Genomic DNA, 16,471 nt, shown 5'->3' on the forward strand with positions numbered 1-16,471 from the left:
CCCGGCCAGCCCACTATGCTCCAGCCAGACGATCATACACAATACGGGCCGACCCTACGTGCAGACTGCCTCCAAACAGATTCAGAGCGTGACCGAGCCGGGCCGCAAGCCCAGTATCGAGCCGTTGCGCGCCCTGGTGGGGGCCAACATGGAGGCGGTGAATCGCGAGATCATCGCCCGCATGGCCAGCGATGTCAGCCTGATCCCGGAACTGGCCAGCCACCTGATCGCCGCCGGCGGCAAGCGCATCCGCCCGCTGCTGACGCTGGGCGCCGCCCGCCTCTGCGGCTACCAGGGCAGCTATGACGTGCTGTTGGCCACCTGCGTCGAATTCATCCATACCGCCACGCTGCTGCATGACGACGTCGTGGACGAGAGCGACCGCCGCCGCGGCAATGCCACGGCCAACGTGCTGTGGGGCAACCAGCCCTCGGTGCTGGTCGGCGACTTCCTGTTCACCCGGGCCTTCCAGCTGATGGTCGAAACCGGTTCGCTGGAAGTGCTGCGCATCCTGGCTGGCGCATCCTCGGAAATCGCCGAGGGCGAAGTGCTGCAGCTGGTGATCGCCAACGACATGAATTCGCTGGAAAGCGACTATCTGAAGGTGATCAAGGCCAAGACCGCGGCGCTGTTCGCCGCCGCCTGCCGCGTCGGCGCCGTGATCGCCGACCGTCCGATGGCCGAAGCGCAGTCGCTCGATGACTACGGCCATAATCTCGGCATCGCCTTCCAGCTGGTCGACGATGCGCTCGACTATGCCTCCGACGGCGAGACGCTGGGCAAGAATACCGGCGACGATTTCCGCGAAGGCAAGATCACCCTGCCGGTGCTGCTCGCCTATTCCAAGGGCAGCGAGGCCGAGCGGACCTTCTGGCGCCGCGTGATCGAGCGGCCCGAGGAACAGACGCCCGAGGACTGGGCCCAGGCGCTGGCCTATATGGAGCGCCACGGCGCCATCCAGGAGACCATGGCCCGCGCCCGGCTTTATGGCCAGAAAGCGCGCCAGGCGCTGGCGCCGTTCGCGACTGGCGCAATGCGCGATGCCCTGGCCGAAGCGGTCGATTTCGCCGTCGAACGGGCCCGCTGAACCCTCCCCCGACCTGCATTTAAGCCGCTGGTCTGCCGGGATTTTCCTGCTCTCCGAATTTACCCCGAATCACGCCCAATCTTCTGGGGTGGCCGCTTGCGGGGTCGCCCCTCAGGCGCTATACAGTCGGCCCGCGCCGGTCGGAGCGTAGCTCAGCCTGGTAGAGCACTAGCTTCGGGAGCTAGGGGCCGGAGGTTCGAATCCTCTCGCTCCGACCAGCGCGCGATATCTTCCCGAAATTTCAGATATTCGTCATCCCGGCCAAGCGCAGCGCGAGCCGGGATTCCATCTCATTTTTTGTTGCGTCCTAAAATGGGACCCCGGGTCAAGCCCGGGGTGACGGTCAGCGTTTCACCCTACTCCGCCACCCACTCTACTCCGTCACGATCGGCGGCACCGGCACGCGCTTCACCGTCTCGCGCCACAGGATGTAGAGACCACTGGCGATCACGATGGCGCTGCCGATCCAGGTGACGAGATCGGGGAAATCGCCCCAGACATACCAGCCGATCACCACCGCCCAGAGCAGATGCACGTAATCGAACGGCGCCACCACCGAGGCCGGCGCCAGGCCATAGGCCTGCGTCATGCAGAGTTGCGCCGCGCCGCCGACCAGGCCGACGGCAATCAGCAGCAGCAGATCGATGCCGTCCGGCGTCTGCCAGAAGAACGGCAGGGCCAGGCCTGTCATCACCGTGCAGAAGGCGGTGAACCAGAAGGCAATCGTTGGCGAAGGTTCCAGGCGGCTGAGCTTGCGGATCTGGATGATCGCCAGCGCATAGAGCAAGGTCGCGGCCACCACGATCAGGGTCGCGCTTTCCAGCAGGCCGGCGCCGGGCCGCACGATCACCAGCATGCCGACGAAACCCACGACAATCGCCGACCAGCGATGCAGGCCGACGCGCTCCTGCAGCAGCCAGACCGACATGCAGGCGATGAAGATCGGCGCGGCGAAGGCAATCGCCGTCACCTCGGCCAGCGGCAGGAATTTGTAGGAGTAGAAGAACAGCAGCATGGCGCCGCAGCCGAAGACCGAGCGCAGGGCATGGCCGAACGGCTGGCGCGTTCGCAGCATGACCAGCGCATTGCCAAGCGTATTCTCTCCTTGGCCGCCGGCACCGCGCCACACCATCACCAGGATCGGCGGCAGCGCGCAGAGACTGCGGAAGAACATGATCTGCACGGTGGGATAAATCGCGGCCAGCCATTTCACCAGCGCATCCATCACACCGAACAGCGACACCGCCATCAGGATGTAGCCGATGCCGAGCGGAATGTTGGAAACCTGGATATGGACTGGCGAGGCGGGCATCGGCGGCTTTTTTTGCTGGCGAGACAGACTGTGGGCGCAAAAACGAAACGGCCCGGATGGTTGTGCCATGCCGGGCCGTGAAATGCATCAGCCGTATAAGGATGATGCCGTTTTATCCCCGCGTGATCTTCCTGTCACATCCCGTACCGCACCGGCCCGGCGACCGATACGAAGCGGCCCTTCTGCACCTGGAACAGGAAGGCCTCGTCGGCGCCCTGGTGCTTGTTCGGGCCGTAGCTGACCGGCGGACCGCCAAAGATGTCGCGGAAGCCCTGGATGCTCTCCAGCGCCGCCACCATCTTGTCGGTGGTCAGATCCTTGCCGGCACGGTCGAAGGCAAAGATCAGCTGGTCCATCAGGCCGTAGCCGTAGACCGCGCCGATGTTGGAATCGACGCCGAACTTCGCCTTGTACTTGTCCATGAAGGCCGCCACCTGCGGCGAGGCCGTGTCACGATACGGCATCACGGTGCCGGCCATGACATAGAGGCCTTCGGTGGCGCCGCCCGGCGCGCCGGCAACGATCTGGTCGTAATTCGCCGACTGGCCAAGGAAGTCGACATCCCAGCCCATCTTGCGCGCCGTGCCGTAAGGCACGATGGCATCACGCACGATGGTGCCCATCACCACGATGTCGCAGTTGGCGGCGCGCAGCTTGGTGATCTGGCCGGTGAAGTCGGTATCCGCCGGCCTGTTGGTGGCGGTTTCAACGACGGCCAAGTTCATCGCCTTGGCCTGGTCGTTCACCGCTTCGAAGATTTCTTTGCCGAAATCGGTGTCCTGATACAGCGTGCAGAACCGCTTCTTACCCTTGTTGGCCACCATCCACTGCATGCCGGCACGGATCTGATCATAGTACGACGACAACCCGGCGAATTTCAGCTTGTGGAACGGCTCCGACATCTGCCGCGCGGCCGTGATCGGCGAGAAGTTGATCACGCCGGCTTTCAGCTGATCGGGCAGCACGGCGTTGTTCATCGGCGTGCCGAGCGCGCCGGCCATGATGAAGATGTTGTCACGATTGATCAGCTTGTTCGCGGCCTGCACGGCACGCGGCACCTGATACTGGTTATCCTCGACGATCAGCCGGATCTTGCGACCATAGATACCGCCGGCCTCGTTCACCTCGTCGATGCGCAGGCGCATCGCATTGGCGGAATGCACGCCATAGCTGGCCGCCGGACCACTCAGGTCCGTATGCATGCCGATGACGATTTCGCTTTTGGTGACGCCACGCACCTTGGACTGTTGCGCCCCAGCAGATGATATGGCGACGCCGGCGAATGCCACTGCACTGGTCACGACCGCGGCCGTGAGTACATAAACCCTACGCATGCGGACCTCCCTGGTTTTTGTGGTCTTATGGTTCTGCTTGACCGGGGAAGCTTAGTCCTGTGCCGACAGAGGGCCTAGCCGGATTCCGCCTGCATCGCGTGCTGCCGCATCGCACAAAAGCAAAGACGCCCGCGGTTTCCCGCGGGCGTCTCGCATTCGGTCGTGGCCGGATGATTTAGCTTAGTACTTGATCGGACCGTCGGCGATCTGCACGAAGCGACCCTTCTGGATCTGGTAGAACAGCACCTCGTTGGTGCCCAGATGCTTGTTCGGGCCGAAGTTCAGCACCGGGCCGCCGAAGATATCGCGGTAGCCGCTCAGGCTTTCCAGGCCCTTCACGAACTTTTCGGTGGTGAGATCCTTACCGGCACGATCCAGGACGTTGACGATGAGGTCGGCGAGACCATAGCCATAGACCGAGCCGATATTCGGATCGGTGTTGTATTTGGCCTTGTAGGAATCCCACCAGGCCGCGACTTGCGGCGAAGCAGTGTCGCGATACGGCATCACGGTACCGGCGCCGACATAGAGACCTTCGGTGGCGCCGCCCGGCGCGGAGGCCACGATCTGGTCGAAGCTGGCCGATTGCGACACGAAGTCGACATCCGTCCAGCCCATCTTGCGGGCGGTGGCATAAGGCACGATGGCGTCACGCACGATGGCGCCCATCGCAACCAGGTCACAGCCCGCGCCGCGCAGCTTGGTGATCTGCGCGGTGAAGTCGGTGGCGATCGGCGTATTGGTGGCGGTCTCGACCACCGCCATGTTCATCGCCTTGGCCTGATCCTGTACCGCGTCAAACACCTCCTTGCCGAAGTCGGTGTCCTGATACAGCGCGCAAAGCTTCTTGCGGTTGTTCTTGGCCACCAGGTATTTGATGCCTGCACGCGAGTGATCGTAATAGGTCGAATAGGTGGCGAATTTGAGCGGATGGAACGGCTCGCTCATCGAGCGGGCAGCGGTGAGCGGGCCAAGGTTCGGCACGTTCGCCTTGAACTGGTCCTCGAACACCGCGTTGTTCATCGGCGTGCCGAGCGCGCCAGCCATCAGGAAGATCTTGTCGCGGTTGATCAGCTTGTTCGCGGCCTGCACGGCGCGCGGCACCTGATACTGATGATCCTCGACGATGAAGCGGATCTTGCGGCCATGAATGCCGCCGTCCGCATTGATCTTGTCGAAATAGAGCCGCATCGCGTTCGACACATGCACACCGTAAGAGGCGGCGGGGCCGCTCAGATCGGTATGCTGGCCGATTACGATTTCGGACTTGCTGACGCCGCGCACGGTCTGCGCCTGCACGTCGCTGACAGCCGTCAGACCGGCAACCGCCGCGACAGCCGCCGTCACCGCCATAATTCTCGTACGCATCCTCATCTCCCGTTTTCAAGTAAACCGTTGAACCAGTTCACGCGTTATTTTCGCCCATTGGACTGGGCGTTATGCCTGGGGCGGCTCAACCTACCAGTTGGCCGCCCCAGTGTCTTTTAGTACTTCAGGGGGCCAGCCACCTGTACGAAGCGGCCCTTCTGGATCTGGTACATCAGCACCTCGTTGGACCCGAGATGCTTCTCCTTGGCAAAGTTGACCACCGGGCCGCCGAAGATGTCGCGGTAGCCCTGGACGCTTTCCAGCGCCTTCAGGAAGCTTTCGGTGGTGAGGTCCTTGCCGGCGCGCTCCAGCGCCGTGACCACCAGCATGGCGGTGTTGGTGCCATAGACGGCGCCGATATTCGGATCGGCGTTGTACTTGGCCTTATAGGCATCCCACCAGGTTGCCACGGTGGCGTCGGCGGTGTCGCGGTACGGCATGATGGTGCCGGCGCCGACATAGAGCCCTTCGGTCGCGCCGCCCGGGGCGGAGGCCACGATCTGGTCGAAGCTGGCCGACTGCGACACGAAGTCGACATCCGTCCAGCCCATCTTGCGCGCCGTGCCATAGGGCACGATGGCGTCGCGCACGATGGCGCCCATGGCGACGATGTCGCAGCCCGCGCCACGCAGCTTGGTGATCTGCGCGGTGAAGTCGGTGGCGATCGGCGTGTTGGTGGCGGTCTCGACCACCGCCATGTTCATTGCCTTGGCCTGGTCCTGCACGGCGTCGAGGATTTCCTTGCCGAAGTCGGTGTCCTGATACAGCGTGCAGATCTTCTTGCGGCCGTTCTTCTCGACCAGGTACTTCAGCAGCGCCCGGGTCTGATCGTAGTAGCTCGAAATCATCTGGAACTTGAGCGGATGATGCGGCTCGACCATCGAGCGCGCCGCCGTCACCGGATTGATGTTCGGGATGCCGGCCTTGAACTGGTCGGCGAAGACCGCGTTGTTATGCGGCGTGCCCAGCGCGCCGGCCATGATGAAAATCTTGTCGCGGTTGATCAGCTTGTTGGCGGCCTGCACGGCGCGCGGCACCTGGTACTGCGTATCCTCGACGATCAGGCGAATCTTCCGGCCATTGACGCCGCCCTGGGCATTCACCTCGTCGAAGCGCATGCGCATGGCCTGCGAGGAATGCACGCCGTAAGAGGCGGCCGGACCGCTCAAGTCGGTATGCATGCCGATGACGATCTCGCTCTTGGAGACGCCGCGCACCGACTGCGCCGCCGCATCACCCTGCACGAAACCTGCGGCCAGAAGCGCCGCAAAAGCCACCGAAGTCGTCAAAGCACTGATACGCATCTAGAATTTCCTCTCCATACTTTTCATTGGTCTTCACGCCCCGGATCAGGCGGAAGCATACATCTCCTCGATCAGAGGCTTGTATTTCTCGTTCACAAACTTGCGCTTCAGCTTCATCGTCGGCGTCAGCTCGTCATCCTCGGCGGTCAGCTGCCGGTCGATCAGGCGGAATTTCTTGATCGTTTCCACACGGGCGAAATTCTTGTTCACCTTCTCGATCTCGCTCCAGATCAGTTCCTGCACTTCCTTGGAGTGGCAGAGCGAGGTGAAGTTGGTGAAGGGCACGTTCAGGTCCTGGGCGAATTTCACCACGTTGTCATGGTCGATCATGACCAGGCAGGTGAGATACTGGCGGCGATCGCCGATCACCACGGCATCCGACACATAGGGACTGAACTTGAGCTGATTCTCGATTTCCGACGGCGTGATGTTCTTGCCGCCCGCCGTGATGATGATGTCCTTCATCCGGTCGGTGATGCGGTACCAGCCTTCGTTGTCGACGGTGCCGACATCGCCGGTATGCAGCCAGCCATCGACGATGGTTTCCGCCGTCTTGGTCGGGTTGTTGAGGTAACCCATGAATACGTGAGGCCCGCGCAGCAGGATTTCGCCTTCAGGGCTGAGTTTCACTTCGGTGTTCGGCACCGTCATGCCGATGGTGCCGAGCTTGACGCGGTCCATCTGCGGCGAGGTCGCCAGGCCGACGTTTTCGGTCTGGCCATAGACTTCTCGCATGTCCTTGCCGAGCGCCAGATACCACTTGATCAGGTCGGGCGAGATCGGGGCAGCACCCGTGACCAGCCATTTGCAGCGATCGATGCCAATGATGCGCTTGATGTTCTTGAGCACCAGCTGGTCGGCGAACCAGAAGGCCAGCTTCAGCGCAGCCGACGGTTCGCGGTCTTCCAGGCGGCATTGCGCCACCTTGTAGCCGATACCGAGCGCGGTCTTGTAGGCCAGCTTGCCGAAGCCGGTGGCATCCTTCATGCGGATGGCGACACCCGAATAGAACTTTTCCCACAGCCGCGGCACGGCGAAGAACACCGTGGGCTGCACTTCCTGCAGGTTCTGCGGCACGGTCTCGGGGCTTTCGGCGAAATTCACCGTCGAACCCGAGCGGATCGGCCAGAGCAGCGAGAAGCCGCGCTCGGCGATATGGCAGAGCGGGAGGAAGGAGAGCTGCTCGTCGCTGTCAACCTGCTCCAGCAGGCGACCGGCATTCTCCATCTGGAAGACGAGATTACGGTTGCTGATCATCGCGCCCTTCGGCGCACCGGTGGTGCCCGAGGTATAGATCAGGATGGCGAGGTCGTCGGGCTTGCCCAGCTTAAGCTGCTCGTCCCAGAATTTCGGCTGCGCCTTGTCGAATTCGCGACCGAGCTTCAGCAGCTCGTCGAAGCTGATCACCATCGGGTCGCTGAAGTCGTTCAGGCCTTCCATGTCGATGATGACGATCTTGCGCAAGGACGGGCACTGGTCGCGGACTTCCAGTATCTTGTCGAGCTGCTCGTCATTCTCGGCGATGTAGATCACCGTCTTGCTGTCATTGACGATATAGGCGACCTGCTTGGCAGAATCCGTTGTGTAGATGCCGTTGGTGACCGCGCCGATGCCCTGCGCGCCGAGATCGGCATAGAGCCATTGCGGATTGCCCTCGGAAATGATCGAGACGACATCGCCGCGCCTGGCGCCAAGGGCTGCAAAGCCCAGTCCGGCATGTTTGGCGAAGTCGCCATACTGCCGCCAGGTGATGGAGTTCCAGATGCCAAGATGCTTCACGCGCATCGCGACTTTCTCGCCACGCTCGCCGACCTTGCGCCAGAAATACCGCGACAGCGTATCGCGCTCGATGGTTTCGAGGATGTCGGCGTCGATGGATACGCCCGATTTCGGGTCAATCACCTTGGCAACCATACTCGCCTCCCTGTTGGCGACCAGCGCCCCACTTGTCAGCGCCACGTCTTGCGCTTTTTCCAGCGGCGCTTGCCGCGCACGCCCTGTTCCTTCATGCCGAGATAGAATTCCTTGATGTCTTCCTTCTCGAGCAGCCTGGCGCAGGTATCGGCCATCACGATGCGGCCGACTTCCAGCACATAGCCGAAATGCGCCGCATGCAGCGCCACATTGGCATTCTGCTCCACGAGCAGAATTGTCGTGCCCTGTTCGGCATTGATGCGCACGATGATTTCAAAGATGTCCTTGACCAGCTTCGGAGAAAGTCCTAGCGAAGGCTCGTCCAGCAGCAAAAGCTTGGGCCGGCCCATCAGCGCGCGACCGATCGCCAGCATCTGCTGCTCGCCGCCCGACATCGAACCGGCCGGCTGGTTCTCGCGCTCTTTCAGGCGCGGGAAATAGGCGTAGACCATCTCCATGTCCCGGGCGACGCCATCGGCATCCTTGCGCGTGAAGGCGCCCATCATCAGGTTTTCCCGCACCGTCAGGAACGGGAAGGTTTCGCGGCCCTCCGGCACATGGCCGATGCCCAGGCGCATCACCTTGTCAGGATCCATTTTCTGGATTTCCTGGCCGTTGAAGATGACGCTGCCCTTCTGCGGGTCCATGACGCCGCAGATCGTCTTCAGGATCGTGGTCTTGCCGGCGCCATTGGCGCCGAGCACGGTGACGATGCTGCCCTCGGGGACCTGCAGGCTGACGCCGCGGATCGCCATGATCGGGCCGTAAAAGGTCTCGATATTGGCCAGCTTGAGCACCGGCGGATTGGCCAGCTTCTGCTCGATGCTTTGTTGGGTTAGGGCGGGTGCGGCGCTCATCTCAGCCTCCCAGATAGGCTTTGATGACTTCGGGGTGGCTCTGCACCTCCGAAGGCGTGCCGAGTGCCAGCACGCGGCCGTAATTCAGCGCCAGCACGCGATCCGACACTTCGTTCACCAGGGTCATGTCATGCTCGACCATCAGCACGGTGATGCCCAGCTCGTTGCGGATGTCGTGGATCCAGAAGGCCATATCCTCGGTTTCCTCGGTATTGAGGCCCGAGGACGGCTCGTCCAGCAGCAGCAGTTTCGGCTCGGTGCAGAGCGCGCGGGCCAGTTCGACGACTTTACGCGCGCCATAGGGCAGATTGACGATGTAGGTGTCGCGATAATGCTGCAGGTCGAGGAAGTCGATCACATGCTCGACCTTCTCGCGATGCTCCAGTTCGGCCTTGCGCACGCTGGGCAGGAACAGCAGCTGCGAGGCGATGTTGCCGCTGCGATGCGCATGGCGGCCGAGCAGCAGGTTGTGCAGCACGGTGGCATGCTCGAACAGTTCGATATTCTGGAAGGTGCGCGCGATACCCAGATTGGCGATGTTGTGCGGCGCCACGTCGGTGATGTCCTGGCCCTCGAACATCAGTTTCCCCTCGGTGGGGTCGTAGATGCGGCTGATCAGGTTGAACACCGTGGTCTTGCCGGCCCCGTTGGGACCGATGATGGTGAAGACTTGGCCCTTTTCGACGTCGAAGCTGACGCCGTCGACCGCCTTGATGCCGCCGAAGTTGATGGCGAGGTTATCGGCCTTGAACAGCGTCACCGGTTGCGCTCCGATTTTGTGTAGGTCTTCTGGCGCTTGAAAGTCGCCTTCTTGTAGAGCGGGAAGAGCGAGAAATAGAGCTTCACCTTGAGCCAGCGGCCGTAGATGCCGAGCGGCTCGAACAGGATAAAGAACACCAGGATCAGGCCGAAGATGCCGGGTTCGAGGCCGGGCTGGCGCGAAATGCTTTCCGGCAGGTAATCGCGCAGGATGGCGATCAGCTGCGGCAGCGAGCCGACGAAGATCGCGCCGTAGATCGCGCCATGCAGCGAGCCCAACCCGCCGACGACGACCATCAGCAGCAGCTGGATCGAGAGCAGGATGTTGAAGGCATCCGGCGCCAGATAGCCGATCTTGTGGGCGAACAGTGTGCCGCCGAAACCGGTGAAGCCGGCCGAGATCGAGAAGGCCATGGTCTTGTAGGCGGCGAGATTGACGCCCATCGACTGCGCGGCGATTTCGGAATCACGGATGGCGACAAAGGCGCGGCCCGTGGGCGAACGCAGCAGGTTGAGCGCGGCCAGCACCGCCAGCACCAGCGCACCGAAGGCGATGTAATAGAAAGGCACGTCATCGACGAGGCCAACGCCGAGCACTTCCGGCCGCGGCACCGGGAAGCCTTTGAAGCCGCCGGTGACGTGTTCCCAGCGGATCAGGATCTGCTCGATGATGAAAGCGAAGGCCAGCGTGGCGATGGCGAGATAGACGCCGGTGAGTTTCAGCGCCGGGCGGCCGATCACCGCGCCGATCACCGCCGACAGCAGCGTGGCGGCCGGGATCGAAATCCAGAACGGCACGCCGAGATTGAGCAGGATAGAATGGGTATAGGCGCCGATGCCGAGGAAGGCGGCATGGCCGAGCGACACCTGGCCGGTATAGCCGGTCAGGATCATCAGGCCGATACCGACGATGGAGAGGATGAAGACGTAGGAAATCTCGCCGAGCCAGAAATCCTCCAGCACGAAGGGCGCGAGCAGCAGCGCGGCAATCAGCAGCCCGTACCAGAACCGGTCCACGCCATCGCGGGACAGGTTGATGTCCTGGTTGTAATCCGTCTTGAAGAAGAAGCGCATGATCTCTGCCCTGCCCTTACACGCGCTTGCGGCCGATATTGCCGAACAGGCCCTGCGGCCGGGCAAACAGCACCAGAAGAATCACGATATAGGCCGCGACATCCTTGAAGCCTTCCGGCAGGTAGATGCCGGAGAACTGTTCGATCACGCCGATCACCAGGCCGCCGAACACCGCGCCGGGGATCGAGCCGAAGCCGCCCAGCACCGCAGCCGCGAAGGCTTTCAGCCCGATCAGGCCGATGGTGACGTCGATCAGCGACACCGGCGCCAGCAGGATGCCGGCCACGGCGGCCACGGCGGCCGAGATCGCCCAGACCAGCGAAAAGATCATCTTGACCGGGATGCCCATGTAATAGGCCGCGAGCTGGTTCTGCGAAGCCGCCTGCATGGCGACGCCGATGCGGGTGAAGCGGAAGAAGGCGTACAGCAGGCCGCAGAGCAAAGCCGTGCCGATCACGATCGACAGGTTGACATCGGCGATGATGAAACCGCCGACCTTGACAACGCCATCGGTGAATGGCGTGGCAAAGGCGCGCGTCTCGGTGCCCCAGATCATCGAGGCGCCGGAGCGGAACAGGAAGCCCAGCCCGATGGTGAGCATGACGACGGCGAATTGCGGCTGGCCGATCACCTGGCGCAGGATCACCGTATCGAGCAGGTAGCCGAACACGGCCATGAACAGCACGGCGCCCAGGAAGGCAAGCCAGTAGTTCAGCCCGAAGCCCTCGATCAGCGCAAAGGCCATGAAGGCGCCCAGCATCAGCAGGTCGCCCTGGGCGAAGTTCACCATCTCGGTGGCTTTGTAGATCAGCACGAAACCGAGCGCGACCAGGCCGTAAATACAGCCTGCCGCCAGCCCGTTCAGCAGCAACTGGACAATCTCGGACAGAGTCCATCCTCCCAAAGATGTAAGGCGATTCTGAGTGCCGCCTTGGTTATGCCGAGATTATGGAAGGGGCGGCCTACAGGTCAATCGCTTTCGCGCTCGGATGAATGCTAATCACTTGACGTAGCGTCAATTTTCGCTCCTGCTTGACCCCGCTTACACTCCGGCCAGCCCCCGGTGAATGACCCCCGGAGTTGCCCCGGGCTGCCTAAGGAACCGGCATGACGATCCCCTTCATCAAGGACCTGCAATTCAATTACGCACAGGTCAGTGGACTCTCCCCGCTTGTGCGCCGCGTCATTGCGCAGAACCCCTCGGCTTTCACCTTCCATGGCACCGGCACCTATATCGTCGGACACAAGGATGCCGTCGCCGTGATCGATCCGGGCCCCGACGATCCGCCCCATATCGAGGCGCTGCTGAACAACCTGAATGGCGAAACCGTCAGCCATATCCTGATCACGCATACCCATCGCGACCATTCGCCGGGTGCAGCCCTTTTGCAGGCGCGCACCGGCGCGCCGACCTATGGCTTCGGCCCGCATCCGCAGCCGCCTGGCGGCCCTGTGGTGGAGGAAGGCGGCGACCACGCGTTCACGCCCGACCACATCCTGAAGGATGGCGATGTGGTGCGCGGCAATGGGTGGACCATGACGGCTTTGCACACGCCCGGCCATATCTCCAATCATCTCTGCTTCGCGCTGCATGAGGAAAAGGCGCTGTTCAGCGGCGATCATGTGATGGGCTGGTCGACCACGGTGATCTCGCCGCCCGACGGCAGCATGACCGACTATTACGCCAGCCTGGAAAAGCTGCTGCCGCGCGACGATGTGCGTTACTACCCGACGCATGGCGCGCCGATCGACGCGATGAACACCGGCCATTCGCCGCAGCATTTCGTGCGCGAGCTGATCCGGCATCGCCAGGCGCGCGAGACGCAGATCGTGGATTGCCTGACCAAGGCCGGCCCGCAGACCATCCCGCAGATGGTGGCGGTGATGTATGCGGATGTGCCGAAATATCTGCACCCCGCGGCCGCACGCTCGGTGCTGGCGCATCTGATCCATATGGTGGGCGATGGGCGGGTTGCTGTAGAGGGCGGCGGCGCGGCGGACGAGATGGCGACCTACCGGGTGCCGCAATAAAAAAAGCCCGGCGCTTCGTCGGCGCCGGGCCCGATCTCTCAACGAGACGCTGAGACTTACTTCTTCGCCAGCATGTAGTAGTCGGCGGTGTAGGGCACGCGCGCGCCGGCACCTACATTGCCCGCGCCGCAAGCCGCGGTCGGCGCGATACCGCCGACGGTGTTCACGCGCTGGATCGCGGTGATGTCGCTGAAGCTGCCCTTGGCGCCCGAAGCGGTGGTGGTGAGCAGCAGCCAGGGAATGTCGGCCGGCTTCGGCGCATCGGTACGCGCTTTCAGGGCGCCGACCAGCTTGCTGCCGTCGATCGCTTCCCAGGTGGGGCCGCCGTAATGACGGCCGATGCGGATCGTGCCGGCGGCATTGAACAGCTCGGCTTCCGGGCCGACGAAGGCCCATTCAAAGGCACCGGCCTGACCTTGCTTGGCGCGGCATTCGTAGATCTGCACGCCCTTGGCCGGCACCACCAGGGTGACCTGCTGGCTGGCGTCGCCTTTGATGGCGTCGGGAACGGCGACAAGCGCCGGCGTGGTGCTGCAGGCAGCGAGGCCCAAAGCGGAGACAAGCAAAGTGGCGGCAACGGATGAACGCATGACGGATAAACCTTTTATGGATTGCGGTCTGGGTGAGACCGCTGTTTGGAGGTTTTATTCCGGCCTGTTGAGTGCTTTTTATGGACCTCTCGCATCTGTGTCGCAGCGCATAACCCCTGCGGATGAAAGCGCGGCACATAAGATGCGCGATACCAGCAGCACGCCGACGAAAGGCGTCGTGATGAGGCCGAGTAAGGGACGTCGTGGACACCACAAAGCGGCCGCCGGCAGACGCCGCCGCTCGACTGACGTGTCAGCAGTTAGATAAATATTCCTATATTATAGACCATTTTTGTTCTATACTCAGCTGGGCTTGTCGGCCATCCCGTGCCGGCAGACACACCCCACTCCCGCCGATCCAATACGCCAGAATAAGTATCTGATAAAACTCGCTTTTCAGGAATTAAGCAGAAATAAGCACCAAACAAGCCGGGATAACGCCGAATAAGGAGGCCCAAGCCGGGAGAAGCCCGGCGCCAGACCCGCAGCAGCAAATAAGTCACGGCGCGGCCGGAATTGTTTCAGGACAACGCGCAGCTTTGCCGGGCAAACTGGGCTTGGCCGAGTCGCCCTGGCCATTCCGGTTCCCGCGCTCACCCAGGCGTTCGACCATTCTGAAGGAGTTCCCCTCATGTCGGCAGCCGCCGCCCGCGATATCCAGTCCCCCACCGAGCCCGGCGACGAGCGCACGGTCGTGCTGGTGGTGGAAGACGAAGTCCTGATCCGCATGGTGGTCGCAGAATATCTGCGCGACTGCGGCTATGTGGTGGTCGAGGCCGGCAGCGCGCATGAAGCGCTGGCTTTATTCAAGGCCGATGTCGAAGTCGATGTGGTGTTCAGCGATATCCAGATGCCCGGGCCGATGGACGGTTTCGGGCTGGCGCAATGGGTGCGGCAGAATAAGCCGGGCGTCGAGGTGATCCTCACCTCGGGCGCCGCCAGCGCCGCCGACCGCGCCGCCGATCTGTGCGAGGAAGGCCCGCTGCTGCAGAAGCCGTATGAGTCCGACGAGGTGGATCGCCGGATCAAGCAGCTGCTGGCGGCGCGCGACCGCAATGGCAATGGTGGCCGCTGAAACAGAAAAGGGCCGCTGGGATATCTCCGCAGCGGCCCTCGCTTCTTTAGAGCTCGCGCGCTTACGCGCCTGGACTTGAAAACTTGAAGTCCTTGAACTGCTCGCGCAGCTTCACCTTCAGCAGCTTGCCGGTGGCGGTATGCGGCAGCTCGGTGACAAAGACCACATCGTCGGGCAGCCACCACTTGGCGACACGGCTTTCCAGGAAGCTCAGCATCTCCTCGCGCGTGACCTCCTGGCCGGCCTTCTTGATCACCAGCAGCAGCGGGCGCTCCTGCCACTTCTCGTGATGCACGCCGATCACGGCGGCTTCCTGCACGGCGGGATGGCCGACCGCCGCATTCTCCAGGTCGATCGAGGAAATCCACTCGCCGCCTGACTTGATCACGTCCTTCGAGCGGTCGGTGATCTGCATGTAGCCGTCTTCGTCCAGCGTGGCGACGTCGCCGGTGGTGAACCAGCCGTCCTTGTCGAGCACGTTGCCGCCCTCGCCACGGAAATAGCCGCGCGTGATCCAGGGACCGCGCACCTTGACGTTGCCAAAGGCCTTGCCGTCGCGCGCCAGTTCCTGGCCCTCGTCATCGGTGATCTTGATCTCGACGCCATAGACGGTGCGGCCTTGCTTTGACTGGAGGTCGAGGCGCTGCTCCAGCGGCAGGTCGGCATGCTTCTTCAGCAGGTTGCCCGTGGTGCCGAGCGGCGACATCTCGGTCATGCCCCAGGCATGGATGACAAAGCAGCCGAACTGCTTGGCGAAGCGCTCGATCATCGCGCGCGGCGCCGCCGAGCCGCCGATCACGCAGCGCTCGAGCTTGATATCGGCCTTGGTGTCGAGATTCGGGTTGGCGTCGACATACTGGAAGAAGGCGAGCCAGACAGTCGGCACGCCGAGCGAGAAGTTGCACTTCTCGTCGCGCAGCAGCTCATACACGCTTTTGCCGTCCAGCGCCGGGCCGGGGAAGACCAGCTTGGCGCCGCTCATGCAGGCGCCATAGGGCACGCCCCAGGCATTGGCGTGGAACAGCGGCACGATCACCAGAGCAGAATCGCCCGAGCCGAGATTGAGGCCGTCGCGCTGGCAGACAGCGTAGCTGTGCAGCACGCTCGAGCGGTGCGAGAACAGCACGCCCTTCGGGTTGCCGGTGGTGCCCGAGGTGTAGCAGAGCGAGGACGCCGTGCGCTCGTCGAATTCCGGCCAGGCGAAGTCCGGCGCCTCCTTGCCGATCAGGTCCTCGTAGCACAGCAGATTCGGGATCTTGCTGTCCTTGGGCATATGCGCCGCATCGGTCAGCAGCACGAAACCCTTCACCGTCTTGAGCTGCGGCACCAGCTTCTCGACGATCGGCAGGAAGGTGAGGTCGAAGAACAGATACTGGTCTTCGGCATGATTGACGATGTAGTCGATCTGCTCGGGGAACAGGCGCGGGTTCACGGTGTGCAGCACGGCACCCATGCCCGACACGCCGTAATACAGTTCGAAATGCCGGTAGGTGTTCCAGGCCAGCGTGCCGATGCGGTCGCCCAGTTTCACGCCCAGCCGGGTCAGTGCATTGGCCAGCTGGCGCGAACGGTCGCGCAGGTCGCGATAGGTGTAGCGATGGATCGGGCCTTCCACCGTGCGAGTCACGATCTCGGTCTTGCCGTGATACAGCGCGGCATATTCGATCAGTTGCGAAATCAGCAACGGACGGTCCTGGATCAGGCCCAGCATCGGTTTCCTCCTCGTAAAACCTTATTGTTCTGGCGGCCAGTCTATGGGGGTGAAA

The 16,471-nt window shown here is 62.5% G+C and carries 14 protein-coding genes and 1 tRNA gene; 4 read left to right on the top strand and 11 right to left on the bottom strand.

Translation table 11 applies throughout. The annotated features are described in order from the left end of the window. Positions 1–148 precede the first annotated feature (148 nt). Both FNB15_RS01105 and FNB15_RS01110 read left to right on the top strand, forming a co-directional pair. A complete protein-coding gene (locus FNB15_RS01105; RefSeq protein WP_144258582.1) occupies positions 149–1,087 on the top strand; it encodes a polyprenyl synthetase family protein in 939 nt (312 codons plus the stop codon). Positions 1,088–1,228: 141 nt separating this feature from the next. After that, positions 1,229–1,305, top strand: a tRNA-Pro gene (locus FNB15_RS01110). Positions 1,306–1,460: 155 nt separating this feature from the next. On the opposite strand, the gene FNB15_RS01115 is transcribed toward FNB15_RS01110, so the two are convergent. From FNB15_RS01115 to FNB15_RS01155, 9 genes are all read right to left on the bottom strand, one after another. Beyond that, entirely contained in the window at positions 1,461–2,399 is a 939-nt protein-coding gene (locus tag FNB15_RS01115) for a DMT family transporter (RefSeq protein WP_246068760.1), read from the bottom strand. Positions 2,400–2,533: 134 nt separating this feature from the next. Then, entirely contained in the window at positions 2,534–3,733 is a 1,200-nt protein-coding gene (locus FNB15_RS01120; RefSeq protein WP_144066941.1) for an ABC transporter substrate-binding protein, read from the bottom strand. A 180-nt stretch (positions 3,734–3,913) separates the two neighbouring features. Then, entirely contained in the window at positions 3,914–5,101 is a 1,188-nt protein-coding gene (locus tag FNB15_RS01125) for an ABC transporter substrate-binding protein (protein ID WP_185973663.1), read from the bottom strand. A 116-nt stretch (positions 5,102–5,217) separates the two neighbouring features. Next, on the bottom strand, positions 5,218–6,405 hold the full coding sequence (locus tag FNB15_RS01130; protein WP_144066943.1) for an ABC transporter substrate-binding protein: 1,188 nt from the start codon (positions 6,403–6,405) through the stop codon (positions 5,218–5,220). A 45-nt stretch (positions 6,406–6,450) separates the two neighbouring features. Then, complete coding sequence (locus FNB15_RS01135; protein ID WP_144066944.1) at positions 6,451–8,319, bottom strand: AMP-dependent synthetase/ligase; 1,869 nt, start codon at positions 8,317–8,319, stop codon at positions 6,451–6,453. Between the two features lie 35 nt (positions 8,320–8,354). Then, on the bottom strand, positions 8,355–9,176 hold the full coding sequence (locus tag FNB15_RS01140; RefSeq protein ID WP_144066945.1) for an ABC transporter ATP-binding protein: 822 nt from the start codon (positions 9,174–9,176) through the stop codon (positions 8,355–8,357). A 1-nt stretch (position 9,177) separates the two neighbouring features. Beyond that, positions 9,178–9,936 (bottom strand): ABC transporter ATP-binding protein, encoded by a 759-nt coding sequence (locus tag FNB15_RS01145; protein ID WP_144066946.1) that lies wholly within the window; start codon positions 9,934–9,936, stop codon positions 9,178–9,180. Continuing rightward, the gene (locus tag FNB15_RS01150) at positions 9,933–11,009 is read right to left on the bottom strand and encodes a branched-chain amino acid ABC transporter permease (RefSeq protein ID WP_144066947.1); all 1,077 of its coding nucleotides are present in this window, start codon (positions 11,007–11,009) and stop codon (positions 9,933–9,935) included. The genes FNB15_RS01145 and FNB15_RS01150 overlap by 4 nt, the downstream gene beginning before the upstream one ends. A 16-nt stretch (positions 11,010–11,025) precedes the next feature. Further along, on the bottom strand, positions 11,026–11,880 hold the full coding sequence (locus FNB15_RS01155) for a branched-chain amino acid ABC transporter permease (RefSeq protein ID WP_221932717.1): 855 nt from the start codon (positions 11,878–11,880) through the stop codon (positions 11,026–11,028). A 236-nt stretch (positions 11,881–12,116) separates the two neighbouring features. On the opposite strand from FNB15_RS01155, the gene FNB15_RS01160 reads away from it, so the two are divergent. Continuing rightward, positions 12,117–13,040, top strand: coding sequence for an MBL fold metallo-hydrolase (locus FNB15_RS01160; RefSeq protein WP_144066948.1), 924 nt, complete (start codon positions 12,117–12,119; stop codon positions 13,038–13,040). A 56-nt stretch (positions 13,041–13,096) separates the two neighbouring features. Here FNB15_RS01160 and FNB15_RS01165 read toward each other — a convergent pair whose 3' ends face one another. Continuing rightward, positions 13,097–13,630 (bottom strand): DUF3455 domain-containing protein, encoded by a 534-nt coding sequence (locus FNB15_RS01165; RefSeq protein WP_144066949.1) that lies wholly within the window; start codon positions 13,628–13,630, stop codon positions 13,097–13,099. A 631-nt stretch (positions 13,631–14,261) separates the two neighbouring features. Between FNB15_RS01165 and FNB15_RS01170 the strand changes: the two genes are divergently transcribed. Then, entirely contained in the window at positions 14,262–14,705 is a 444-nt protein-coding gene (locus FNB15_RS01170) for a response regulator (protein WP_144066950.1), read from the top strand. Positions 14,706–14,766: 61 nt separating this feature from the next. Here FNB15_RS01170 and FNB15_RS01175 read toward each other — a convergent pair whose 3' ends face one another. Then, a complete protein-coding gene (locus FNB15_RS01175) occupies positions 14,767–16,416 on the bottom strand; it encodes a 3-(methylthio)propionyl-CoA ligase (protein WP_144066951.1) in 1,650 nt (549 codons plus the stop codon). Positions 16,417–16,471 lie beyond the last annotated feature (55 nt).

This window comes from Ferrovibrio terrae (assembly GCF_007197755.1).
Lineage (GTDB): Bacteria > Pseudomonadota > Alphaproteobacteria > Ferrovibrionales > Ferrovibrionaceae > Ferrovibrio > Ferrovibrio terrae.